General features: G+C 62.7%; 23 protein-coding genes. 6 read left to right on the forward strand and 17 right to left on the reverse strand.

Annotated elements, in window-relative coordinates:
* Positions 1-138: 138 nt before the first annotated feature.
* The 4 genes from V6766_RS08700 to fghA are packed head-to-tail and all read left to right on the forward strand — an operon-like array spanning position 139 to position 3020.
* On the forward strand, positions 139-1266 hold the full coding sequence (locus V6766_RS08700) for an S-(hydroxymethyl)glutathione dehydrogenase/class III alcohol dehydrogenase (protein ID WP_448465504.1): 1128 nt from the start codon (positions 139-141) through the stop codon (positions 1264-1266).
* The gene (locus tag V6766_RS08705) at positions 1266-1730 is read left to right on the forward strand and encodes a GNAT family N-acetyltransferase (protein ID WP_448465506.1); all 465 of its coding nucleotides are present in this window, start codon (positions 1266-1268) and stop codon (positions 1728-1730) included. Before V6766_RS08700 ends, V6766_RS08705 begins: the two co-directional genes overlap by 1 nt.
* On the forward strand, positions 1727-2176 hold the full coding sequence (locus tag V6766_RS08710) for a YaiI/YqxD family protein (protein ID WP_448465507.1): 450 nt from the start codon (positions 1727-1729) through the stop codon (positions 2174-2176). The genes V6766_RS08705 and V6766_RS08710 overlap by 4 nt, the downstream gene beginning before the upstream one ends.
* 13 nt (positions 2177-2189) lie before the next feature.
* Positions 2190-3020: an S-formylglutathione hydrolase gene (fghA, locus tag V6766_RS08715; protein WP_448465510.1), complete on the forward strand. Its 831-nt coding sequence runs from the start codon at positions 2190-2192 to the stop codon at positions 3018-3020.
* A gap of 114 nt (positions 3021-3134) precedes the next feature.
* Here the strand turns inward: fghA and V6766_RS08720 are convergent, their stop codons facing one another.
* The 14 genes from V6766_RS08720 to eno all read right to left on the reverse strand — a co-directional run bounded on the left by V6766_RS08720 (position 3135) and on the right by eno (position 15920).
* Positions 3135-3884 (reverse strand): ATP12 family chaperone protein, encoded by a 750-nt coding sequence (locus V6766_RS08720; RefSeq protein ID WP_448465512.1) that lies wholly within the window; start codon positions 3882-3884, stop codon positions 3135-3137.
* A complete protein-coding gene (locus V6766_RS08725; protein WP_448465514.1) occupies positions 3881-4546 on the reverse strand; it encodes an HAD-IA family hydrolase in 666 nt (221 codons plus the stop codon). The genes V6766_RS08720 and V6766_RS08725 overlap by 4 nt, the downstream gene beginning before the upstream one ends.
* Position 4547: 1 nt before the next feature.
* Entirely contained in the window at positions 4548-5537 is a 990-nt protein-coding gene (locus V6766_RS08730) for an RluA family pseudouridine synthase (RefSeq protein ID WP_448465516.1), read from the reverse strand.
* A 62-nt stretch (positions 5538-5599) separates the two neighbouring features.
* Positions 5600-5977: a fluoride efflux transporter CrcB gene (gene crcB, locus V6766_RS08735; RefSeq protein WP_448465711.1), complete on the reverse strand. Its 378-nt coding sequence runs from the start codon at positions 5975-5977 to the stop codon at positions 5600-5602.
* 54 nt (positions 5978-6031) lie between these two features.
* On the reverse strand, positions 6032-7006 hold the full coding sequence (lipA, locus tag V6766_RS08740; protein WP_448465518.1) for a lipoyl synthase: 975 nt from the start codon (positions 7004-7006) through the stop codon (positions 6032-6034).
* Positions 7007-7151: 145 nt separating this feature from the next.
* Positions 7152-7406 (reverse strand): GlsB/YeaQ/YmgE family stress response membrane protein, encoded by a 255-nt coding sequence (locus tag V6766_RS08745; RefSeq protein ID WP_448465520.1) that lies wholly within the window; start codon positions 7404-7406, stop codon positions 7152-7154.
* Between the two features lie 71 nt (positions 7407-7477).
* Positions 7478-8923, reverse strand: coding sequence for a dihydrolipoyl dehydrogenase (lpdA, locus tag V6766_RS08750; RefSeq protein WP_448465522.1), 1446 nt, complete (start codon positions 8921-8923; stop codon positions 7478-7480).
* A 66-nt stretch (positions 8924-8989) separates the two neighbouring features.
* Positions 8990-9226: a YdcH family protein gene (locus V6766_RS08755; RefSeq protein ID WP_448465524.1), complete on the reverse strand. Its 237-nt coding sequence runs from the start codon at positions 9224-9226 to the stop codon at positions 8990-8992.
* Positions 9227-9301: 75 nt separating this feature from the next.
* Positions 9302-9940: an SGNH/GDSL hydrolase family protein gene (locus V6766_RS08760; protein ID WP_448465526.1), complete on the reverse strand. Its 639-nt coding sequence runs from the start codon at positions 9938-9940 to the stop codon at positions 9302-9304.
* A 10-nt stretch (positions 9941-9950) separates the two neighbouring features.
* A complete protein-coding gene (locus V6766_RS08765) occupies positions 9951-11339 on the reverse strand; it encodes a pyruvate dehydrogenase complex dihydrolipoamide acetyltransferase (RefSeq protein WP_448465528.1) in 1389 nt (462 codons plus the stop codon).
* Between the two features lie 12 nt (positions 11340-11351).
* Positions 11352-12746 carry a pyruvate dehydrogenase complex E1 component subunit beta gene (locus V6766_RS08770; protein WP_448432897.1) on the reverse strand — a complete coding sequence of 465 codons (1395 nt, stop codon included), beginning with the start codon at positions 12744-12746 and terminating at the stop codon, positions 11352-11354.
* Between the two features lie 16 nt (positions 12747-12762).
* Positions 12763-13785 (reverse strand): pyruvate dehydrogenase (acetyl-transferring) E1 component subunit alpha, encoded by a 1023-nt coding sequence (gene pdhA / locus V6766_RS08775; RefSeq protein ID WP_448465530.1) that lies wholly within the window; start codon positions 13783-13785, stop codon positions 12763-12765.
* 147 nt (positions 13786-13932) lie between these two features.
* Positions 13933-14253, reverse strand: coding sequence for an FtsB family cell division protein (locus V6766_RS08780; RefSeq protein ID WP_448465532.1), 321 nt, complete (start codon positions 14251-14253; stop codon positions 13933-13935).
* Between the two features lie 392 nt (positions 14254-14645).
* Positions 14646-15920, reverse strand: coding sequence for a phosphopyruvate hydratase (gene eno, locus V6766_RS08785; RefSeq protein WP_448465534.1), 1275 nt, complete (start codon positions 15918-15920; stop codon positions 14646-14648).
* Here eno and V6766_RS08790 point away from each other — a divergent pair.
* A complete protein-coding gene (locus tag V6766_RS08790) occupies positions 15919-16068 on the forward strand; it encodes a hypothetical protein (RefSeq protein WP_448465536.1) in 150 nt (49 codons plus the stop codon). The genes eno and V6766_RS08790 overlap by 2 nt on opposite strands.
* Positions 16069-16127: 59 nt before the next feature.
* On the opposite strand, the gene kdsA is transcribed toward V6766_RS08790, so the two are convergent.
* From kdsA to V6766_RS08805, 3 genes are all read right to left on the reverse strand, one after another.
* Entirely contained in the window at positions 16128-16967 is an 840-nt protein-coding gene (gene kdsA, locus V6766_RS08795) for a 3-deoxy-8-phosphooctulonate synthase (protein WP_448465538.1), read from the reverse strand.
* A gap of 1 nt (position 16968) precedes the next feature.
* Positions 16969-17847, reverse strand: a complete 879-nt coding sequence (locus tag V6766_RS08800) for a VOC family protein (protein ID WP_448465540.1) — start codon at positions 17845-17847, stop codon at positions 16969-16971.
* A 78-nt stretch (positions 17848-17925) separates the two neighbouring features.
* The gene (locus tag V6766_RS08805; protein ID WP_448465542.1) at positions 17926-21801 is read right to left on the reverse strand and encodes an autotransporter domain-containing protein; all 3876 of its coding nucleotides are present in this window, start codon (positions 21799-21801) and stop codon (positions 17926-17928) included.
* Between the two features lie 251 nt (positions 21802-22052).
* On the opposite strand from V6766_RS08805, the gene V6766_RS08810 reads away from it, so the two are divergent.
* Positions 22053-23948 (forward strand): SurA N-terminal domain-containing protein, encoded by a 1896-nt coding sequence (locus V6766_RS08810; protein WP_448465544.1) that lies wholly within the window; start codon positions 22053-22055, stop codon positions 23946-23948.
* Positions 23949-23960 lie beyond the last annotated feature (12 nt).

A 23960-nucleotide genomic window follows, 5' to 3' on the forward strand; every position in this document is an offset into this window, starting at 1 on the left:
CAATCGCGGGCAAAACCGCCACCCACACCCGCCGCTTTCCGCAAATCAACTGAAATTGGTCGCTTGCATACTTGCCGATGATGGAGCGCGCATGCGAAACTCCGAGCACGAAAACAATGGAATCCGGGAGTAATGCCGATGGATGTACGCGCCGCAGTGGCTGTTGAAGCGGGAAAGCCGCTGGAAATCATGAATGTTCAGCTCGAGGGGCCGAAAGCGGGCGAAGTGCTGATCGAGGTCAAGGCCACGGGCATTTGCCACACCGACGATTTCACGCTGTCGGGCGCCGACCCGGAAGGCATTTTCCCGGCGATCCTCGGCCATGAAGGCGCGGGCGTGGTGGTTGACGTCGGCCCGGGCGTAACCTCGGTGAAGAAGGGCGATCACGTGATCCCGCTCTACACACCGGAATGCCGCGAATGCCCGTCCTGCCTGTCACGCAAGACGAACCTGTGCACCGCCATCCGCTCGACCCAGGGTCAGGGCCTGATGCCGGACGGCACCTCGCGTTTCTCGCTCGATGGCAAGCCGCTCTACCACTATATGGGCTGCTCGACCTTCGCCAATTTCACCGTGCTGCCGGAAATCGCGGTGGCCAAGATCAACCCGGACGCGCCGTTCGACAAGGTCTGCTACATCGGCTGCGGCGTGACCACCGGCGTCGGCGCGGTGATCAACACGGCCAAGGTGGAAATCGGCGCGACGGCGATCGTCTTCGGTCTCGGCGGCATCGGCCTCAACGTCATCCAGGGGCTCAGGCTTGCCGGCGCGGACATGATCATCGGCGTTGACCTCAACAATGACAAGAAGGAGTGGGGCGAGCGCTTCGGCATGACCCATTTCGTCAATCCAAAAGAAATCGGCGAGGAGATCGTGCCCTACCTGATCAACCTCACCAAGCGCGGCGCGGATACGATCGGCGGCGCGGACTACACGTTCGACTGCACCGGCAACACCACTGTCATGCGTCAGGCGCTGGAAAGCTCCCATCGCGGCTGGGGCAAGTCGGTCGTCATCGGCGTTGCCGGCGCGGGCCAGGAAATCTCCACCCGTCCGTTCCAGCTCGTCACCGGCCGCTCCTGGATGGGCACCGCCTTCGGCGGCGCGCGCGGGCGCACCGACGTGCCGAAAATCGTCGACTGGTACATGGACGGCAAGATCGAGATCGATCCGATGATCACCCATCTGCTGAAGCTGGAAGACATCAACAAGGGCTTCGATCTGATGCATGGCGGCGAGAGCATCCGCTCGGTCGTCCTCTACTGATGGCATTGACCGTCGATATCGCCCGGCTGGATGCGCTCACGCCGGGCGAGTTGCATGACCTGTTGCGGCTGCGGATCGACGTGTTCGTGGTCGAGCAGAACTGCCCCTATCCCGAGATCGACGGCAAGGACCCGGAGGCGCTGCATCTGCGCCTTCTGGAAGATGGCCGGCTGGCCGCCTATGCCCGCATCTTCGCAGCCGACCCGTCCAAGAGCGAAGCGCGAATCGGCCGCGTCGTCGTTGCGCCCGATTATCGCGGCCAGCGTCTCGGCGAGCGCATCATGCGAGAGGCGATTGCCGCCTGTGAAAAACGCTCGCCGGGCGCGGCGATCGCGATTTCGGCGCAGGCGCATCTGCAGCGTTTCTATGGCACTCTCGGCTTCAGCGTCACCTCGGCGGAATATCTTGAGGACGGCATCCCGCATGTGGACATGGTCCGCGCCGCCGCAAGGCGCGCCTCATGATCTATGTCGATGCCGATGCCTGTCCGGTGAAGTCGGAGGTCATCAAGGTGGCCGAGCGGCACGGCCTGCCCGTGACCTTTGTCGCCAATACCGGCCTTCGCCCGTCGCGCGATCCGATGATAAAAAACGTCATCGTCTCCGGCGCGTTCGATGCCGCCGATGACTGGATCGCCGAGCGCGCGGGCGCGGGCGATATCGTGGTTACCGCCGATGTGCCGCTTGCGGAGCGCTGCGTGGCCGCCGGCGCGATGGTGACCGGGCCCACGGGCCGGATCTTCGACGACAAGAATATCGGCATGGCCCGCGCCATGCGCGATCTCGGCCAGCATCTGCGCGAGACCGGCGAGAGCAAGGGCTATAACGCGCCGTTTTCGGCGCGCGACCGCTCGACCTTTCTGCAAACAATGGAGATGCTTTGCCGCAAGGCGAAGTCCTCCGGTGAATGACGAAGGAATCACGATGAACATTATTTCCGAAAACACCGCCTTCGGCGGCATGCAGGGCGTCTTCTCGCACGAATCGGAGACCTGCGGATGCGAGATGACCTTCGCCGTCTTCCTGCCACCGCAGGCGATCGAGCGGCCCTGCCCCGTGCTTTGGTATCTCTCCGGCCTCACATGCACCCATGCCAATGTCATGGAGAAGGGCGAGTACCGGCGCATGGCCGCCGAGCTTGGCCTGATCATCGTCTGCCCGGACACCAGCCCGCGCGGCACGGATGTCGCCGACGCGCTGACGGACTGGCAGATCGGCAAGGGCGCGGGCTTTTATGTCGATGCCACCGAGGAGCCGTGGTCGAAACACTACAGGATGGAAAGCTACATCACCGAGGAACTGCCGGCGCTGATCGCCAGGAGCTTCCGCGTCGACATGGATCGCCAGGGCATTTTCGGCCACTCCATGGGCGGCCACGGCGCGATGACGCTGGCGCTGAAGAACCCCGGCCGCTACAAGAGCTGCTCGGCCTTCGCGCCGATTGTCTCGCCATCCACATCGGCCTGGGCGCAGGGCGCGTTCACGAAATATCTCGGTTCCGACCAGTCCGTCTGGCGCAAGCACGATGCCTGCGCGCTGGTGGAGGATGGCGCACGCTTTCCCGCCTTCCTGATCGACCAGGGCAAGGCCGACAATTTTCTCGAGGACGGGCTGAAGCCGTGGATGTTCGAGGAGGCGGTCAAGGGCACCGATATCGATCTCACGCTACGCATGCACGAGCGCTACGACCACTCCTACTACTTCATCTCCACCTTCATGGACGACCACCTGCGCTGGCATGCCGAGCGGGTGTGAGGGGGCACTTGAACAGCGCTGCCGCGCATGAAGCGGCTGATGTGTATCGGGAGCCTTGCCGCCCACAATCTCCACCCTTGAGGGGGAGATTATGGGGCCAGAGCGACGCGTCGCCTACCCCAGAGCCACGAACAAATCATGCGCGGCCTTCATGTCCTCGAACCGCTTGGCGCGGCGGGCGGCGGCTTCGGCGTCTTCGCCCCAGTGCTCGATGGTCCAGTCCTCTTCCAGATTGGCGAGCGCCCAGGCCTCGTCCAGCGTCAGGCGCCGGCGCGCCAGCGCGAGGGTGACGAGGGCCGAGCCGGTGAGCGTCGTCATGACGTGGAGGCTTCCAAGGGCGAAGGGGGCGCGGTGTCGGTCGAGCTCGCTGCGGAAAGCCGAAACGCTTTCAGGGGGTTGCTCGGAAAACATAATGCCTTCCACGAGCACGAAACGCGCGCCGAATTCCTCCGCCATCCAGTCGAGAACCGGGTCCCAGCGCTCCGCCTGCCGAGCCACAAGCTCCTCGGGGCTTTCGGCGCGATAGAACAGCATGTCGTTGCCGGCATAGGCGATGATCTCTTCGAACACCGCATCGGCATTCTGCGCCACGCCGTCGATCACCGTATTGGCAAGCCGCGTGACCGGCATTTTCGCCGGATCGATCACCTTATCCTGCGCCTGCCATTCGGCGCGCACCATTTCGGCCGCATCTGCCGTCGGCAGGATCAGCGGATTGCGGCCGGGTGACTTCACGCCGCGGCCATCGAGTTTGATCGCAAACCCGTCGCCGTCCTGTTCGACGGCGGCGGTCTGATAGAATTTCTTCGGCAGTTCGGCCCGCATCAGTTCCTGCGAGCGGCGGATCGGATCGGTCTCGGTCATTGGACGGTCTTCAGCACGAGTTTGAGGATATCATCCGGGCTTTCGGCTATCGCGGAGGCGCCCGAGGTCGTAAGGTCCGTGGTTGCGCCATAGCCCCACGAGACGCCGATCGCATCGGCCCCTGCGGAGCGGGACATCTGCATGTCATAGACGGAATCGCCGATCACCACGGTTTCGGCCGGCTCGATGCCGGTTTCAACGCAGCATTCCAGCACCATGGCCGGGTGCGGCTTGGAGGGGCAGTCGTCGGCGGTGCGCGATACCACGAACTTGCTGGCATAGCCATGCAGATCGAGCATGTGATCAAGCCCGCGCCGCGACTTTCCCGTCACCGCACCGATCAGGAGATCATCCTGTAGGAAAAGGTGCTCCAACATCGGCGCGATGCCCTCGAAAAGCCGCTCCTGCATGGCCGGATCGGCGCGCACCACGGCAAACAGCGAGCGGTAATAGGCCATCATCTCGCGGCATTCCTCGTCCGGGTCCTCGCGGCCGAGCAGCAGCCCGATCGACGTATCGAGCGTCAGACCAACGGTGGCGCGGGTCTTCTCGATGGCCGGAACGGGATAGCCGAAATGGGTGAAGGTGCGCGCCATCGATTCCTGGATGATGGCGATCGTATCCACCAGCGTGCCGTCGCAATCGAACAATACTAGTCTCATGTCATTCCTTGTCGAGATCCTCGCGGTCGGCATCGAAGCCGAGCAGGTTCCAGCTTTGCACCATGTGTGGCGGCAACGGCGCGGTTACGCGGAGCCGGCCGCCATCGGGATGGGGCACATCGATATGGCGGGCGTGCAGGTGCAGCCGTTTCTGGATGCCGCCCGGAAACTCCCAGTTGGGGTCGTCATCGAAATATTTCGGATCGCCGATGATCGGGTGGCCGATATGATGGGCGTGGACGCGCAGCTGATGGGTGCGCCCGGTATAGGGCTCCATTTCCAGCCAGGCGAGGTTGTGTGCCGCGGTATCGACCACGCGGTAGTAGGAGACAGCGTGATCGGCGTCCGGCTCACCGTGTTTCGCGATCCGCATCCGGTCGCCATCCGGCGTCTGTTCCTTCACCAGCCAGGTGGAAATCTTGTCCTCGCGCTTGCGCGGCACGCCCTTGACCAGCGACCAGTAGGTCTTCTTGGTGGTGCGCTGACGGAAGGCTTCGGTGAGCGATTGCGCGGCCCGGCGCGAGCGGGCGATCACCAGCACCCCGGATGTATCGCGGTCGAGGCGGTGAACGAGGCGCGGCTTTTCGCCCTTCTTGTTGGTCCAGGCCTCCAGCATCTTGTCGATATGCCGCACCACGCCGGAACCGCCCTGCACAGCAAGGCCTGCCGGCTTGTTCAGCACAAACACCCGCTCATCCTCATGCAGCAGCATGCGCGACAGCAACTCGCCGTCCGGCGAGCGCTTGAGGTCCTTGCCCGGGATCGGGCCAGATTTCTTGGGGTCGACATTCATCGGCGGTATGCGGATCATCTGACCGGGCTCGACCCGGGTATCGGTTTTCACCCGCCCGCCATCGACGCGTATCTGCCCGGAGCGCAGCAGCTTTTGCAGCGCGCCGAAACCGAGGCCCGGATAATGCTGCTTGAACCAGCGATCGAGACGCATGCCCGCCTCGTCCTGATCCACCTTGATATGTTCGATACCCGCCATGCGATGCGACCCTGTTACTCAGGAAATGGCTTCTATCGCATGATGGAGCGGAATGAAACGGGCTAAAATACCAACCGTCCGATAGCGAGACCCGCCCAGACCGCGCCGAGACCAGTCACGACGCTGCCGATGACATAGAGCGCGGCCGGCAGCACGTCGCCGCGTTCGATCATGTTCATGGCATCGAGCGAAAACGAGGAGAAGGTGGTGAAGCCGCCGAGAAAGCCGATCACGATGAACATCCGCGCCTCGGCGGATTCGTTCAGAACCCGCGCCACGGCCTCCACCAGCAACCCGATCAGCAGCGAACCAATGATATTGACCGCCAGCGTGCCCCAGGGAAAAGTGATGGCGCCAAGGCGCGTCGCCAGAACACCGACGAAATGACGGCCGACGGAGCCGAGCGCGCCGCCGGCGGCCACGATGAGAGCGTGTTGCAGGAAGGTTGGCAAAATCTGCTCCGTTGTTGCAGCGGGACGGATTGAAACCTCGGACTATTCCGCCGCCACCATGGCAAGCTTCTTCTCGCGGTTTTCGCGCAGGCGGGCGAAGTCTTCGCCGGCGTGATGCGAGGAACGCGTCAGCGGACTTGCGGACACCATCAGGAAGCCCTTGGTGTAGGCGACCGTCTCATAGGACTTGAATTCGTCCGGCGTGACGAAATTCACAACGCGGTGATGCTTGCGGGTCGGCTGCAGATACTGGCCGATGGTCAGGAAGTCGACATCGGCGGTGCGGAGATCGTCCATGAGCTGGAGCACTTCGTTCCGCTCCTCGCCGAGGCCGACCATGATGCCGGACTTGGTGAACATGTTCGGATCGAGTTCCTTGACCCGCTGCAAAAGCCGGATCGAATGGAAATAACGCGCGCCGGGACGCACCGTCAGATAGTTCGACGGGACGGTTTCGAGATTGTGGTTGAATACGTCCGGTTTCGCGGCCACCACGCGCTCCAGCGCGCCGGGCTTGCGCAGGAAATCGGGCGTCAGCACCTCGATCGTCGTATCCGGGGAAGCCGCACGAATGGCGTAGATCACCTTCTCGAAATGTTCAGCGCCGCCATCAGCCAGATCGTCACGGTCGACGGAGGTGATCACGACATGCATCAGCCCCATCTGGGCAACCGCCTTGCCGATGTTTTCCGGCTCGTTCGGATCAAGCGCGCCGGGCTTGCCGGTCGCGACATTGCAGAAGGCGCAGGCGCGGGTGCAGATCTCGCCCATGATCATGAACGAGGCGTGCTTCTTGTCCCAGCACTCGCCGATATTCGGACAACCGGCCTCCTCGCAGACCGTGACGAGCTTGTTCTCCTTCACGATCCCGCGGGTTTCCTGATAGCCGCGCGAGACCGGTGCCTTGACGCGGATCCAGTCCGGTTTGCGCAGCACTTCGGTATCGGGCCTGTGGGCCTTTTCGGGATGGCGCACACGCTTTTGTGCGTCACTTGTCGTATCGAGAAGCGTAACCATCTGTTCGTCCTTGACCGCCGGCGGGCCTTTCCGGCCCGGACGACTTCGTTTTTCGTTAGACCGGATTCGTGGAGTGCGAACCCGGTCTATCTTGTTCTTGCGGCATTTTCGCGAATGTCAGGATTTCACCCGACAGCGAAGTGCCCTAGCGCCGGATCAGACGTCCGACGAAAATCAGAATGACCGCGCCGATGAAACCGGCGATCAGATAGCCAAGCCAGCCGCCACCAAGCGAAATCCCGAACACGCCCAGTATAGCGTTGGCGACAATGGCGCCGACAATGCCGAGAATGATGTTCATGATGATGCCCGTATCGGACTTCATGAACTTCTCGGCAAGCCATCCGGCGATACCGCCGATAATGATGGCGGCAATCCAGCCTACACCTTGATCTTCCATAGAATGCGTCTCCCTTTTTGTTAGACGTCAAAGCAGGTCCTAGCGTCCCCGCTACCGATAACATAGAGGAATCATGCGTTAAGTACACGCCCATATGCGTCGAGCACGCTTTCCTTCATCATCTCGGAAAGAGTCGGATGCGGGAAGATTGTGTGCATCAATTCTTCCTCAGTGGTCTCCAGGTTCATGGCGACCACGAAACCCTCGATCAGTTCGGTAACCTCCGCGCCAACCATATGCGCGCCGAGCAGTTCGCCGGTCTTCTTGTCGAACACGGTCTTGACCATGCCCTGATCCTCGCCGAGCGCCACCGCCTTGCCATTGGCGACGAAATTGAACCGACCGACGCGGACCTCACGGCCGGCTTCCTTGGCCTTGGCTTCCGTCAGACCGACCGAGGCAACCTGCGGATTGCAGTAGGTGCAGCCGGGAACCTTCAGCTTGTCCAGCGGATGGACGTTCTTTTCTCCGGCGATCTTTTCGACGCAGATCACGGCCTCGTGCTCGGCCTTGTGGGCGAGCATGGGCGGGCCTGCGACATCGCCGATCGCGTAGATGCCCTCGACATTGGTCCTGCAGTAGTCGTCGATGACGATGCAGCCGCGATCGGTCTTGATGCCGAGCTTTTCCAGCCCGATATTCTCGATATTGCCCTGCACGCCGACGGCCGAGATCATCCGGTCGGCGGTGATCTTCTCGACCTTGCCGTCCTTAGTCTCGACATGCGCGGTGACATTGTCCCCGCCCTTTTCGACCTTGGAAACCTTGGCTTCGAGCATGATCTTGATGCCGCGCTTTTCCAGCCGCTTCTGGGCGAACTTGGCGATCTCGTTGTCCTCGACCGGCATGACCTGCTTCATCACCTCGACCACCGTCACCTCGACGCCGAGCGAGCGGTAGAAGGACGCGAATTCGATGCCGATCGCGCCCGAGCCCATCACCAGCAGCGATTTCGGCATCTTGGCCGGCTTCAGCGCGTCGAAATAGGTCCAGATCAGCGTGCCGTCGGGCTCGATGCCGGGCAGCGCGCGCGGCCGTGCGCCGGTCGCGACGATGATGTGCTTGGCGTTGTAGGTGCCGGGCCCCTTGGCGCCTTTCGGCGTCGGGGCCTGCGGCTCCACGACCTTCTTCTTGACCTCGGAGACGGTGACCTCGCCGGGCTTCGACAGCGTCGCCTCGCCCCAGATGATGTCGACCTTGTTCTTCTTCATCAGATAGATCACGCCGGCATTCATCCGCTCGGCAATGCCGCGCGAGCGCTTGACGATCGCATCGAGATCGGCCTTGACCTGACCTTCGATGACGAGCCCGTATTCCTTGGCGTGGTTGGTGTTGTCGAGCACCTCGGCGGATCTGAGCAGCGCCTTGGTCGGGATGCAGCCCCAGTTGGAGCAGATGCCGGCCATGTGTTCGCGTTCGACGACGGCGGTCTTCAGGCCGAGCTGGGCGGCGCGGATGGCGGCGATATAGCCGCCGGGGCCGGCGCCGATGACGAGGACATCGTAGGTCTCAGACACGGGTGTATCTCCTTTAAGGGGAGCCGGACGTCAGCCGCCCGGCCCGCTTGAGGGATGCGGCCGCAGCTATGGTTTCAGCATCCCGTAGATTTCGTCCTTCAGAACCATCCGGCGTTTGCGCATTTCTTCCATATGCGCGTCATCGGTCGGTTCGATGTTTTCCTCCGCGCGGTGGATGGCGCGGTTTACCTCGTGATAGTCGTCGAAGAGCTTTGCAAAATGCGCATCCTCGACTTTCAATTCGTGAATCCGGTCGGCGAATTCAGGGAATTCATCGGCCAGTTCGTGCGGGGTGTTCGACATGGATATCTCCTCTGTTGTGGTTGATATCCACCCTATCCGCGCTTCGTGTTCACTCCTTGATATTAATCAAAAAAATCACAGGCCGAGCATCATCCTGACGATCGGCTCAAGACCGCGGCCGATGGCGCGGGTGTTTTCCGCATCGAGATGGACGCCGTCCACCGGACTTGCGCTTGCGACCGAGGCCGCATCGTAGAAACCGCAGCCCAGTTCGTCGGCCAGTTCGCTGTAGAAGGTCGAGAGCATCTGCGATTGCTCAACCACGCCCTTCAAAAAGCCCATGCCGATATCGTTGGCCGTGGGCACGGCATGCGGCGGCGCAACCACCAGGATATCCGGCGCGGCATGATCGAACGGATAGGGATGCGCCCGCACGATCTCGATCAGCCGCTTCATGCCGTTTCTGGCCGCCAACGCCCCGCCGCCGGTCCATGGTTTCAGATCGTTGGTGCCGAGCATGATCACGACCAGATCGAGCGGCGTGTGGCTGGCAAGCAGCGTCGGCAATATCCGCGCGCCGTTGCGGTCGGCCGCCGCCGTGTGATCGTCAAAGGCCGTGGTACGGCCGCCCAGCGCCTCGGGGAGAACGTGGACGCCCTCCCCCAGCGCCTTCTGCAGCACCATCGGCCAGCGGTCCTCATGCGCATGCCGCTGCTCTCCGTTCGGGTCATGCCCGAAGGTCAGCGAATCGCCATAGCAAAGAACCGTCTTCATCGGCCCGCCCTCAGACCAGCATCGACATCGGGTTTTCGATATAGCCCTTGAACGCCGCCAGAACCTCGGCCGCGAGCGCGCCATCGACGCAGCGGTGGTCGGTGGAAAGCGTGACCGACATCATGGTCGCGATCGCCAGTTCGTCGTTCTTGACCACCGGCCGCTTTTCGCCCGCGCCGACGGCGAGGATCGAGGCGTGCGGCGGGTTGATGACGGCGGCGAAGTCCTTGACGCCCATCATGCCCATGTTCGACACGGCCGTCGTTCCGCCCTGATATTCGGCGGGCTTCAGCTTCTTCTCGCGGGCGCGGCTGCCCAGATCCTTCATCTCGTTGGAGATGACCGAGAGCGGCTTTTCCTCCGCCCGGCGCACGATCGGTGTGATCAGACCGCCCGGGATCGACACGGCAACGCCGACATCGACATGCTTGTGCATGACCATGTTGTTTTCCGTCCAGGAGACGTTGGCTGTCGGCACATCCCTCAGCGCAAGCGCCATGGCCTTGATGATCATGTCGTTGACGGAGAGCTTGTAGGCCGGCTTGTCGTCCTTGACGGGGGCTGCCTTGTTGAGCTGGCTCCTGAGCGCCAGCAGCGCGTCGAGCTCGCAATCGATCGTGACATAGAAATGCGGCACGGTCTGCTTGGATTCGACGAGGCGCTTGGCGATCGTCTTGCGCATGCCGTCATGCGGCACGAGTTCGTAGGAGCCTTCCTCGAACAGCTTGAGAACCGCCTCCTCGGAGGTCGCCTTCGGCAGCGGAGCGGCGGCAGCCTCTTGCCTGCCGGCTTCCGGCTTGGCCGCGGCCTTGCCGACGCCCTCGCTCTCGGCCTTTTCGATATCGCGCTTGACGATGCGGCCATGCGGGCCGGAACCGGAAAGCTGCGCGAGGTCGAGACCGGCTTCCTTGGCCAGACGACGGGCAAGCGGCGAAGCGAAGATGCGCTCGCCATCGGCCTTGGGCGCCGCTGGCGCCTTGGGCTCGGGAACCGGCGTGTCGGAGGACGGCACGCCGCCCTTGGCGACCTTTTCGGCCGTTTCGTCGGAGGACGACTTCTCGGCCTTGGTCTCTTCCTTCGGCTTGTCTTCCTTGGGAGCCTGCTTTGCCGGCGCATCGCCGCCTTCGGCCGCCTTGGCGGCTTCGGCGGCATCCTCGCCGTCTTCGGCAAGGACCGCGATCAGGGCGTTGACAGCCACGCCGTCGGTGCCTTCCGGCACCACGATCTTGGCAACCGTGCCCTCGTCGACGGCTTCGACTTCCATCGTCGCCTTGTCCGTCTCGATCTCGGCAATCACATCACCGGCCGAAACGCTGTCGCCTTCCTTGACCAGCCACTTGGAAAGATTGCCCTCTTCCATGGTCGGCGAAAGCGCCGGCATCGTAATCTTGATGGGCATCTTGACGCTCCCTTACTTGTAGCAGACGGCCTTGACCGCATCGATGACTTCACCGACGTTCGGCAGGGCGAGCTTTTCGAGGTTGGCGGCGTAGGGCATCGGAACATCCTTGCCGGCAATCGTCATGATCGGCGCATCGAGATAGTCGAAGGCCTGCTGCATGACGCGGGTCGCGATCTCGGTGCCAACGGAGGACTGCGGGAAGCCTTCCTCGACGGTGACCAGACGACCGGTCTTCTTCACCGATTCGATGACCGTCGGAAGGTCCATCGGGCGGATGGTGCGCAGGTCGATGATCTCGACGTCGATGCCTTCTTCCTCGAGCTTGGCCGCCGCTTCCACCGCATAGGTCATACCGATGCCGAAGGAAACGATCGTTGCGTCCTTGCCGGTCTTGTGAATGCGGGCCTTGCCGATCGGCAGCACGAAATCATCGAGCTTCGGCACATCGAATTTATGGCCGTAGAGGATTTCGTTTTCGAGGAAGATCACCGGATTGGGATCGCGGATCGCCGCCTTCAGCAGCCCCTTTGCGTCGGCAGCCGTATAGGGCATGACGACCTTGAGACCCGGAATATGGCTGTACCACGAGGCGTAGCACTGCGAGTGCTGGGCCGCCACGCGGGCCGCCGCGCCGTTCGGGCCGCGGAACACGATCGAACTCTCCATCTGGCCGCCGGACATGTAGTGCGTCTTGGCGGCGGAGTTGATGATCTGGTCCATCGCCTGCATGGCGAAGTTGAAGGTCATGAACTCGACGATCGGCTTGAGGCCGGCCAGCGCTGCACCGACGGCGACGCCGGTAAAGCCGTGCTCGGTGATCGGGGTATCGACAACGCGCTTGGCACCGAACTCCTGCAGCAGGCCCTGTGTGATCTTGTAGGCGCCCTGATATTCGGCGACTTCCTCGCCCATGACGAAGACATCGCCATCGGCGCGCATCTCCTCGGCCATGGCATCGCGCAGCGCTTCGCGCACTGTGGTCGAAACCATTTCCGTGCCTTCCGGAATATCCGGATCGGACGCGACCTCAACGGCCTTCGGCTCGGCCGGCGCATTCGAAGCAGAGGCCTGCGGTTTTTCTTCCTGCTCGACCTCGGGGGCCTTTTCGGACTGTTTCGGCTGCTCGGCGGCGTCCGCCTTGCCGATATCGTCGGCGCTTTCGCCTTCTTCCAGCAGAACGGCGATCGGCGTGTTGACCTTGACGCCCTCGGCGCCTTCCTCGACCAAGATCTTGCCGATCGTGCCTTCGTCCACGGCTTCGACCTCCATCGTCGCCTTGTCGGTCTCGATCTCGGCGATCACATCACCGGCGGCGACGCTGTCGCCTTCCTTCTTGAGCCACTTTGTAAGGTTGCCCTCTTCCATCGTCGGGGAGAGTGCCGGCATGAGAATATTGGTAGGCATGGTATCCCTCCCCGTCTTAGCGCAGGATGTCGGTGTAGAGCTCGGACGCATCCGGCTCCGGATCGGTCTGGGCGAAATCGGCGGCGTCGGAGATGACCGAACGCACATCCTTGTCGATCGCCTTCAGCTCGTCTTCCGTCGCCCACTTCTTATCCAGAAGCCGCTTCCTGACCTGCTCGATCGGGTCGTGCTCGGCGCGCATCTTCTGGACCTCGTCCTTGGAGCGGTATTTCGCCGGGTCCGACATCGAGTGGCCGCGATAACGATAGGTCATCATTTCGAGGATGAACGGGCCATTGCCCTCACGCGCGAAGCTTTCAGCTTCTTCCGCGGCCGCCTTCACGGCGCGGACATCCATGCCGTCGACCTGCTTGCCGGGAATGTTGAACGAGGCGCCGCGCTTGGAGAAATCGGTCTCGGCCGAGGAGCGCGAGACGGATGTGCCCATGGCGTAGCGGTTGTTTTCGACAACATAGACCACCGGCAGCTTCCAGAGCTCGGCCATGTTGAAGCTTTCATAGACCTGGCCCTGATTGGCCGCGCCATCGCCGTAATAGACAACGGCGACATGGTCGTTCTCGCGATAGCGGTTGGCGAAGGCGAGACCGGTTCCGAGCGGAACCTGCGCGCCGACGATGCCGTGGCCACCGTAAAATGCCTTCTCCTTGGAGAACATGTGCATCGAGCCGCCCTTGCCCTTGGAATAGCCCGAGCGTCGACCGGTCAACTCGGCCATCACGCCGCGCGCTTCCATGCCGGTTGCCAGCATATGGCCGTGGTCGCGGTAGCTGGTGATGATCTGATCGCCATCCTTCAACGCCATCTGCATGCCGACAACGACCGCTTCCTGACCGATATAGAGGTGACAGAAACCGCCGATGAAGCCCATGCCGTAAAGCTGGCCGGCCTTTTCCTCAAAACGGCGAATCATCAGCATCTCACGAAGAGCATGCATTTCCTGATCACGGTCGAATTCCGTGATCCGTTTATTATCTTCTTTTTTGGGTGATTTCCGTGAAGCGGACGCTTGGGACGCCATCAGGGTCTCCTTCGTTAAGGAAAGACGTGGAATTGGCAGTCACATTAAGCGCTTTTGTGCGACACGGCAATGCTAGATTTAGCATGACATATGTCGCATCAAATTACTGTAATTACTTATTAAAAGTTCTATTAACTTGATTTCAGTTTATTGGAGATTTCGCTCGAAAATCACGATCTCGTCGGGTTTCAGCAGGTTCAGCGCGTAACGCGCCTGCTCATCGAGCGCATCCTTCATCAGCGAGCCGTCGGAGAGCATCTTGACGTGTTTCTCCATCGCCTGCCGTTCGGCCACGAGCTTCTCCAGCTTGCGCTCGTTCAGCGCCTTGTGGGCGGCAAAGCGCTCGCCGGCGATCAGGCCGTAATCGCCGTGGATCGAGTGATAGATGAAGTAGCTCATGAAGCAGACGGTGATCGCGGGTACGATCAGGCGGCCGTAAAACCGGGATTTATGATGTCGGGTCCACATGAAGCTGTCCGGAAGGCTACGCAATACAATGGATTCACACTAACGCGTGAACCTTAACCAAGGCTAAACCGGGTGGTGGCGGGATGGGAGGAAATGCGGCTTTCGTAGCGAACTCGGAGCGGCAATCGGGACTGGCTGAGAAGTATTCACATCCGCTGGGATTTCAGTTTTGCTCGACGTCGGCTCCACCCAAGGACCTGGCAGCCAACAATCTCCCCCCTTGAGGGGGAGATGTCGCGAACGCGACAGAGAGGGGTAAAGGGCGTAAGCCCTAAAAGCCGCAAACACTGTGCTCACGGAGAGGGTTCACCCCTCTCTGCCCCTGTCGGGGCATCTCCCCCTCAAGGGGGGAGATTGATTGGGGGCTATGCGGCCGCCGCCCCTCGAAAATATCAACCCTTCAGGATCGACCGGCCGGCGTAGACGGCCTGGCCGCCGAGCTCTTCCTCGATGCGGATGAGCTGGTTGTACTTTGCCAGACGATCCGAGCGCGACAGCGAGCCGGTCTTGATCTGGCCGCAATTGGTGGCGACCGCGAGGTCGGCGATGGTGGCGTCCTCGGTTTCGCCCGAACGGTGCGACATGACCGAGGTGTAACCGGCCTTGTGGGCGGTCTCGACGGCGTCGAGCGTCTCGGTGAGCGAGCCGATCTGGTTGACCTTGACGAGCAGCGAATTGCCGACCCCCATCTTGATGCCGTCCTTCAGGCGCTTGGTGTTGGTGACGAACAGGTCGTCGCCGACGAGCTGGCACTTGTCGCCGATCAGCGACGTCAGTTCCTTCCAGCCGTCCCAGTCATCCTCGGCAAGGCCGTCCTCGATCGAGAAGATCGGGTATTTGCCGATAAGATCGGCGAGATAGGCGGCCATCTCGCCGGAATCGAGCGTCTTGCCCTCGCCTTCCATCACGTATTTGCCGCCCTTGTAGAATTCGGTCGAGGCCGCGTCCATGGCGAGATAGACGTCTTCGCCCGGCTTGTAGCCGGCCTTTTCGATCGACTTCATGATGATGTCGAGCGCCGAAGTTGTGCTCGGAAGCGCCGGCGCGAAGCCGCCCTCGTCGCCGATCGCGGTGTTGTAACCGCCGGCGGACAATTCCTTCTTCAGCGTGTGGAAGATTTCCGAACCCGTGCGCACCGCATCACGCAGCGTATCGGCGCCGATCGGCATGATCATGAATTCCTGGAAGTCGATCGGATTGTCGGCATGTTCGCCGCCATTGATGATGTTCATCATCGGAACCGGCATCAGATGGGCAAAAGCGCCGCCGACATAGCGGTAGAGCGGCAGGCCGCAGGCGGTGGCCGCAGCCTTGGCGGTGGCGAGCGATACGCCGAGAATGGCGTTGGCGCCGAGGCGGCCCTTGTTGGAGGTGCCGTCAAGCTCGATCATGGTCTGATCGATTTCCATCTGGTTTTCGGCGTCGAGACCGACAATCGCCTCAAGGATTTCGTTGTTGACGGCGTCGACCGCCTTTTCAACGCCCTTGCCAAGATAGCGTTCGCCGCCATCGCGCAGCTCCACGGCCTCGTGGGCGCCGGTGGAGGCGCCGGAGGGAACGGCGGCGCGGCCGATCGTGCCGTCTTCCAGATACACATCGACCTCGACCGTGGGATTGCCACGGCTGTCGAGGATTTCACGGGCGAGAATGTCGGTGATTGTCGTCATGTCTGTCTACCTGTCGACCTTGCTACAAGAAATTGAAACGACCGCGTCGAAGCGCTGGAGCTTTGCGAGGGTCCGCCCCTTGGGCAGGCGGACCGCGTCGCTGGAATTCTGCTTAATGCAGTTCGTGCGCCAGCACTATGACGAATGAATGATTTTGGCGATCAAGCCACGCATATTTGCGGCACGATCGTCCGATTTCGAAAGAACTTACCTTCCCTTGGCAATGGCGTCAAAAGCCAGAAGCTTGTCCAGAAGCCGCGGCATGTCGTCGAGCGGCACCATGTTCGGGCCATCGGACGGCGCGTTGTCCGGGTCCTCATGGGTCTCGATGAAAACGCCGGCGACGCCGACGGCGACCGCCGCGCGCGCCAGCGTCTCGACGAATTCGCGCTGCCCGCCGGTGGAACCGCCCTGCCCGCCCGGCTGCTGCACCGAATGGGTGGCGTCGAAGATCACCGGCGCGCCGGTCGATGCCATGATCGGCAGAGCGCGCATGTCGGAGACCAGCGTGTTGTAGCCGAAGGAAACACCGCGCTCGCACAGAAGGACATTGTCATTGCCGCTGTCGACGATCTTGGCGAGCACGTTCTTCATGTCCCAGGGCGCCAGGAACTGGCCCTTCTTGACGTTGATCACGCGGCCGGTCTTGGCGGCGGCGACCAGAAGATCGGTCTGGCGCGACAGGAAGGCCGGGATCTGCAGAACGTCGACGACGGTCGCCACCTCGGCGCATTGCTCCTCGGTGTGAATGTCGGTCAGAACCGGAAAGCCGAATTCCTTCTTCAGGTCGGCGAAGACCTCGAGCGACTTGTCGAGCCCCATGCCGCGCGTCGCCTTGAGCGATGTGCGGTTGGCCTTGTCGAAAGAGGATTTGTAGACCAGCGCGATGCCGGCCGCAGCACAGATTTCGGAGAGCCGGCCGGCCACCATGAAGGCGTGATCGCGGCTTTCCATCTGGCACGGTCCGGCGATCAGCGACAGCTTTCCGGCGTTGCTGAAGCTGACGGCTTTTTCGCCAGCGCCGGCGGTCACGGTTCGGTGGGTCATTCTAGCTTTCCCTGAATATGAAGGTCACGCCCTGGCCGGGCGCCGGCGGCACGGCGATGCTCTCGCCGGCCTGCCGTGAGGCGATTTCGTTGGTTTTTAGAATATCGGCAAGGTTTTCCAGATCGGCCACCTCGAACACCACGGCGGCGGCTTCAAGCCCGCGCTCCGTGCCCGACCGCGCGATGCCGTGCTGCCGTTCGAGATTGTCGTGAGAAAACACCGAGAACCTGGCCGTCAGCGCATCCGTGGTGAAACCGTCGGGATGGATATCGGCCTCGCCGGCGCGGGTGAGCGACTGCAACAACGGCTCGAATTCCATCGGATAGTCCGCGCCGAGCAGAATTCCCGAAATGCCGGTCACCCCGTTCTGATGGCCCATGAGGGTTTCATCGGGGGCAAGCGCCTGCAGGCGTTCGCAGGTGAAGAAGAACAGATCCGGCGCACGCAGATCGGCGGCGAAAGCGAGCCGGAAGCCGGCAACCGCTTCCGTTCCGTCGGCAAGCTTGTATGGCCGGGAGAAGCTGAAAAGATCGCCGACCCCAAGTCCGGCTTCAGCGAAATCCGAATGATCAGCTTGCGCATCCTCGCTCTTGAAGACGATGGCCGAGAGCCCGTCATCGCCGTTGCGGAAGCGATAGGCGCGGTCGCGGCGCACGAATTCGGATTTCGGGAAATTCTGATCGTAGATCTGCTGGTCGGCGATCGCGATCGGCTCCAGATAGGTCGAATCGGAGAAGTAGACGCAGGCATTTTCCGTACCGAACGGATGCCGCGCCTCCGGCGCCACGGCAAAACCGAGGGCGGAAAGCCTGAGCCGCGCGGTCGCGAGATCGACGACCGGCAGGACAAGATGATCAAGAGGACGGTGGGAAAGAGACATGGCCCCTCCTTTTCGGCGCTCTTGATGGCACAGAAACGCCCGCGCCTCAAGAAGGAGCGCACGGGCTTGCGCGAAGACCTACCAGACGTAACGCAGTTTCGCCGAGGCGATCAGCGCCGAATAGCCCGCGCCCCATTCGCCATAGGCGCCAAGGCTGAGGTCAGCCTGCGAGGTGAGCTGGATCCTGGCAGCGACATTGGCGGCAACGGCGCTGCCGGTGGGCGCATTGCTGGAGATCGAGAAGCCGTAGCCCGGCAACGCCAGGAAGCGCGCGCTGGCATCGCCGCCGCCGCCATAGCGGTAGAGATAGGAAACGCGGCCATTGAGCGCGAACCGGCGCGCCACGTCGCCGGCGGCGGTATCGAAGCCGAGCCCGGCCTCGACAGTGCCGCGGAACAGGCCCACATCGGAATAGGCAAGCGCGGCATTGCCATAACCGGCCTCGACCTCTTCCTGATAATCAGGCGCGTGGGTGTAGACCACGCTCGCCCCGACGAACGGCATCAGCGCCACGCCGTTCTGGACGATGCGGCCGCCCGCCTCGATCCGCCCGCCGACAGTGGTCGCCGAATAGGAGCCGCGCAACTGGTCGACGGCATCGCCGAAGGCGACCGTGCGTTTGGTGTCGATGCTGTCAACGCCGCCGCCGAGGGCAGCGGTCGCATAAAACCCTTCCTTGTTCTGGGTGACGCCGTTGATGGCGGCGTGGAAGCTTTGCGAATCCGCCTTGCCGTCCTGCTCCGTCTGCTTGTAGGTCGAGCTGCCGCCGCCGAATATGATGCCGATCGCGTTTGCATCGTCGAGCCGCGCCAGATAGCCGCCCTCGAGCATGCTGCTGTCGATATCGGCGCCGGAATTGCCGGCCTGCGCGTTGCCGTCAACGCTCGAACTGCCGCCATTATATTCGAGCCAGCCGGTGTTGACCGGGTTGAGCGCGGCGTAAATCCCATTGCGTCGCGCCGCGGACCAGTCCCAGCGCGGATCGCCGGCAGCGCCAGCATAGCCGTCATAGCCGCCGACCGCCCAGTAGGCGAGACCCGATGTCGCCGCCGGCGCATTCTGCACCGCGTCCTCATCGCTATCCTTCTCGATCGGCCGCCAGCCGGCGAGCAAGCGGTTGGGATTGGAGGAGCGGCGCAGGAAATTGTCCATGCCGAGCGTCGCCGTCATCGTCGCGTTGATGCCGAGTTCGCCGCCCAGCGTGGTCATCGCCGCCTCGTAGGCCTGGCCGGATTGCAGCATGCCAGCCGCAAGCGTGCCCTGCAGCGGAACGCCATCGTTGAAGGCATTGACGAGCGCCGTGTTGACGCCCTGCCCGAGCGCCGAGAAGTTGAAATTGCCGCCGACATAGGCAAGGCCGAGCTTCAGCGCATTGTCCTCGTCGGTGATCGTTCCGCGGAACTGGGAGGGCAACGAATCAAGCGATGGATCGTAGGTGCCGGTCAGGTTGCCGGCCTGGAGCAGCGTATATTCCTTCTTCAGCACCCCGCCCTGATCGAAATCGAGATCGATCGCGGTGTCATCGAAGGCGACGATGCCTGTGACGACAGCCGGCTCCTGATTGATCGCGATCACGGCGACATAGGTCGCGTCGGGATCGAAATCGAGATCGCCGTCGACCGTGATCGACCCCTTGCTGTCGCCGCCGCGGAACGTGCCGCCTGTGCTCACATGGGTATCGCCGATGACGCCGGAACCGCCAAGCGTCGCGCCGGAGGCCACTTTCACGGTCGCGCCGCGCAGGTCGGCGTCGATGTCGAGCGTGCCGCCGGCCGCTTCAAGCGAACCGGTAAAATCCGCGCTGTCGGTGGAAAGGTTGAGCTCGCCCGGTCCCTTCTGCACCAGAGCGCCGGAGCCGCTCAGCGCGCCGCGGAATTCGATATCGTCGGAGCGGGCAAAGCTCAGAGTACCGCCGGAATCCACCGCGACATCGCCGCCGAGCGTTCCCGTCGTGCCGCCCGCGCCTACCTGGATTTCAGCGCCGGAGCCGATCGTCGTCAGGCCTGTATTGGTGTTGTCGGCAGTCAGGATCGTGGTGCCGGACAACGCAGCTATCTGCCCCGCCCCGCTGATGGTCGGCGCGAAGACATAATCAGATGAGGTGTGATTGAAGACGATAAGGCCGGTGCCCTCGCCGAAAGCGACGGTGGGTATCGCCACTTCGCCCGGCGCGACAGCGCTGCCGACACCGGGAATGCCGCCGATGACGAGGCCGCCCTGCGAACCGCTCTCTGCGGCAAGAATCAGGCTATCGGCCGTGACGATGCCGTTCTCTGCTACGTCGAGAACGCCGGAGCCGCCATTGCCGACCACAAGATCGCCATTGACCGTCCAACTGCCGCCATAGACTTCGGCGAGGCCGAACGATCCCGCCGCATCGGCCACAACGCTCGCCGTACTGGTGGCCGTCGCCCCGGTGGTGACGGAGAACAGACCTGTGCCGCTTTCGCCGACGGTGATGCTGCCATCGACGTCCCAGCTTGAGCCGGCTCCCGCGACCAGCACCCCGCCGCTCCCGGTTGCCGATGCCCCGAGCACGGCTGTCTTGTTGGTCACCTTCGCGCCGCTGGCGATGCCGAGAAGGCCTGCGCCATCCTGTCCGACGGTGAGATTGGAGGTGTTTGTCCAGACCCCGCCGGTCGTCAGCGCAACGGCGCCCTCGCTGTCGGCATCGCGGCCGATCACGCCGCCATTGGAATTCAGCGTGGCGCCATCGAAAATGCCGAGCGCGCCATCGCCCTTGGCGGCCACCGTCATCCGGTTGGTCAGCGTCACGCTGCTGCCGTCGCCGGTAATCACGGCACCGCCATACCCGGTCGCATTGACGCCCAGCATCGCGTAATCAGCGGTAACCGTCGCACCGTCCGATACGGTAAGGCCGCCATCGCCGGAATTGCCGACCTTCAGCGCCGCCGAAAGCTGCAGCTGCGTGCCCGCGCCATCGATCGTGACCGTGCCTTCACCGCCGCTGACATAACCGACCGTCATGTTGCTGGCGGTCATCGTCGCTCCGGCGAGAACGGAGAGCGAGCCTTCGCCGCCGGAGCCGCCGCCGGCGACGCTGCCGCCGATTGCGATGTCATTGTAGACGTTCCAGAGCGAGCCCGCGCCGGTCACCGTCGCGGTGTTTCCGGTGGAGCTGTCGTTCTGGCCGATGCTGAGCGAGCCGCTGATCGCGTGGCCGCCATTGTTCACGGTCACCGAGCCGGTTCCGGACTGCCCGACCGTGAGATCGCCATAGCCGTTCCATTCCGAGTTCGCGCCGGAGATCGTTACCGCGCCGTCCCCGCCGGCGCCCTGTCCGATGATCGTCTGATTCGATTCGAATTTGGCCCCACCGGTAACGTTGAGCGTGCCCGTGCCCAGATTGCCGATCACCACACTGTTGGCGCCGGTGCCGTAGGTGCGCATCTCCGTTCCCGCGCCGTCGAGGCTGAAGGTTCCCTCGCCGCTTGCCGCGTTGCCGATGGTGATTGCGCCGGTCTGCCCCTTCGCGCCGGACTGCATCGTCAGCGAGCCGGTACCGGCACCGCCGACCGTGATGAGCTTGTCGAACTGGATCGCGCTGCCGGCGCCCTGAACGATGACAGTGCCGTTGCCGCCGGCGGATGCGCCGAGGGTCACCACCTCGCCGCTGACCGTGGCGTTGGAGGTTAGCTTGCCGGCCGCCGTGTCGCCCACGATGAAGTTGCTTATGTATTCCGTGCCGCGGTCGGGGGTCAGCACCGGCGCATTGTTCAGCGTATTGATGGTTACGTTATCACCGGATTTCGGCGGAAGCGACGGCTGGCTGCCGTCCACGGTCCAGTTCTCCGTCGCGTACCAGTCGGTGGAGGTCGCGCCTGTCCAGTTGAAGTCGGCGGCCATACCTGGCGCGCTCCAGGCGACCAGAAGTGCGGAGGAACTCAGAAACAATGCTCTGGCAGCGCCCTGCCGAAATCTCAAACCACGCATTACCCACCCCTTGCGACCCGATCCGCGCATTCGGGGAATCGGCCGCCTTTCCAAAACTGGGGTGATTCTGGTTGCAGGACCTTAAGAACCTATTGCCATGCGTGCTTTTGCAAACATGCTTAACATTTATGGTTAATGATCGGTTATCGCCCCTGCCCGGCCGGCCATTGCATCTGCGGCTTCAATTCGGTTGCATCTTCGTCTATGAAGCGTCACAAAACCGAAGGACCGGCAACAGGGACTGCACAAGAATGCTAGAGACAATGCGCAAAGGCGCCCAGACCTGGGTCGCGAAACTCCTCTTGATCCTGCTGATCATCTCCTTCGGCGTATGGGGGGCGTCGAGCGCGTTCCTGTCCGGCAATTCCGATGTGGTGCTCAAGGTCGGCGACAAGACCGTCTCGGCCAATGAATACCGCCTCGCCTATCAGCGCCAGCTAAACAGCCTCAGCAACCAGTTCGGCCGGCGGCTGACCGGCGAGGAAGCCCGCATGATCGGCGTCGACCAGCAGGTCAATGCCCAGCTCGTTGCCGGCGCCGCGCTCGATCAGCTCGCCGACGATATGAATCTCGGCCTCTCCGAAGACCGGCTGGCCGAAATCATCGCCCAGGACCCCGCCTTCCAGAACGCCGACGGCCGTTTCGACCGTCAGCGCTTCAGCGCACTGTTGCGCAATGTCGGCCTCAACGAGGATGACTATGTCGCCGAACGCTCCAAGGTCGCCGTGCGCTCCCAGGTCGTCGATGGCATTGCCGACGGCTTCGTCCCGCCGAAAACGCTGGTGGACGCCATCAGCGAATACCGCAACCAGTCGCGCGGCGTCGATTACATCGTGCTGAACAACGCCTTCATCGAGCCGGTGAAATCGCCGGGCGACGAGGTGCTGAAGCCATGGTTCGAGCAGCGCAAGGCCGCCTATCGCGCGCCGGAATATCGCAAGGTTTCCTACGTCGCATTGCATCCGTCCGATATCGCCGATCCGGACGCTATCACCGATGCCGCCGTGCGCGAGGATTACGACGCCCGGATTTCAAGCTTCACCACGCCGGAGGAGCGCCGCATCCAGCAGCTCACCTTCTCCGATCAGGCCGAAGCCGAACAGGCCGCCCAGGCGCTTGCCGACGGCACCAAGACATTCGACCAGCTTATCAGCGAACAGGGCAAGACAACCGGCGACGTGACCCTCGGCATCTATCGCAAGGGCCAGTTTCCGGACCCGACGATCGACGAGGCGGCCTTCGCCATCGAGAACGAGGGCGGCACCAGCGAAGTCGTCCAGGGCAATTTCGGCCCGGTGATCCTGCGCGTCACCGCGATCTCGCCCGAACAGGTCACGCCGTTCGACGAGGTCAAGGACCGGATCCGCCAGGAACTCGCCGAGCAGCAGGCCACGGACGATATCCTGAATGTCGAGAACCAGTATGAGGACCAGCGCGCTGGCGGCGCATCGATGGCCGAAGCAGCCCAAAGCTTGGGCCTTGAGCCGGTGACCATCGACGCCATCGACGCCCAGGGCAATGATGAAAGCGGCACTCCCGTTGCCGATATTCCGCTCGGCACCGAACTCGTTGCCTCAGCCTTCGACAGCGATATCGGCGTCGAGAACCTGCCGCTCACGCTCAATGACGGCGGCGTCGTCTGGTATGAGGTCGTCGACATCACCCCGTCGCGCGACCGCGAATTCGACGAGGTCCGCAGCCAGGTGGAGGTCGACTGGGCGGCCGAGCAGCAGCGCGAGGCCCTGGCCGACAAGGCGAACGAGTTGCAGGCGCGCGTCGAGGACGGCGAGAGCCTGCAGCAGATTGCCGATGAACTGGCGATCGACGTCAACAGCGTGACCTCCGTCACCCGCACCACGCAGAATGACGATCTCGGCCCGGAAGCCGTCGCCGCCGCCTTCAGCGGTCCGCTGGGCACCGTGGCCACCGCGCCGCGCGACAGCGGCACCGAACAGGTGGTGCTGAAGGTCGTGGCCGTCGTCAACCCGGTCGGCACGCTGGCGGCATCCGGCGACGACCAGGCGGTCAATGCCATCGCATCCTATGCGGGCGATGACATTCTCGACGAAATGATCAACAAGCTGCAGGGCGAATACGGCGTCACGATCAACCAGACGCTGGCCCAGCAGGCGATCAACCTCAGATAAGAAGAGCGAACA

Source organism: Martelella sp. AMO21009 (assembly GCF_053484295.1).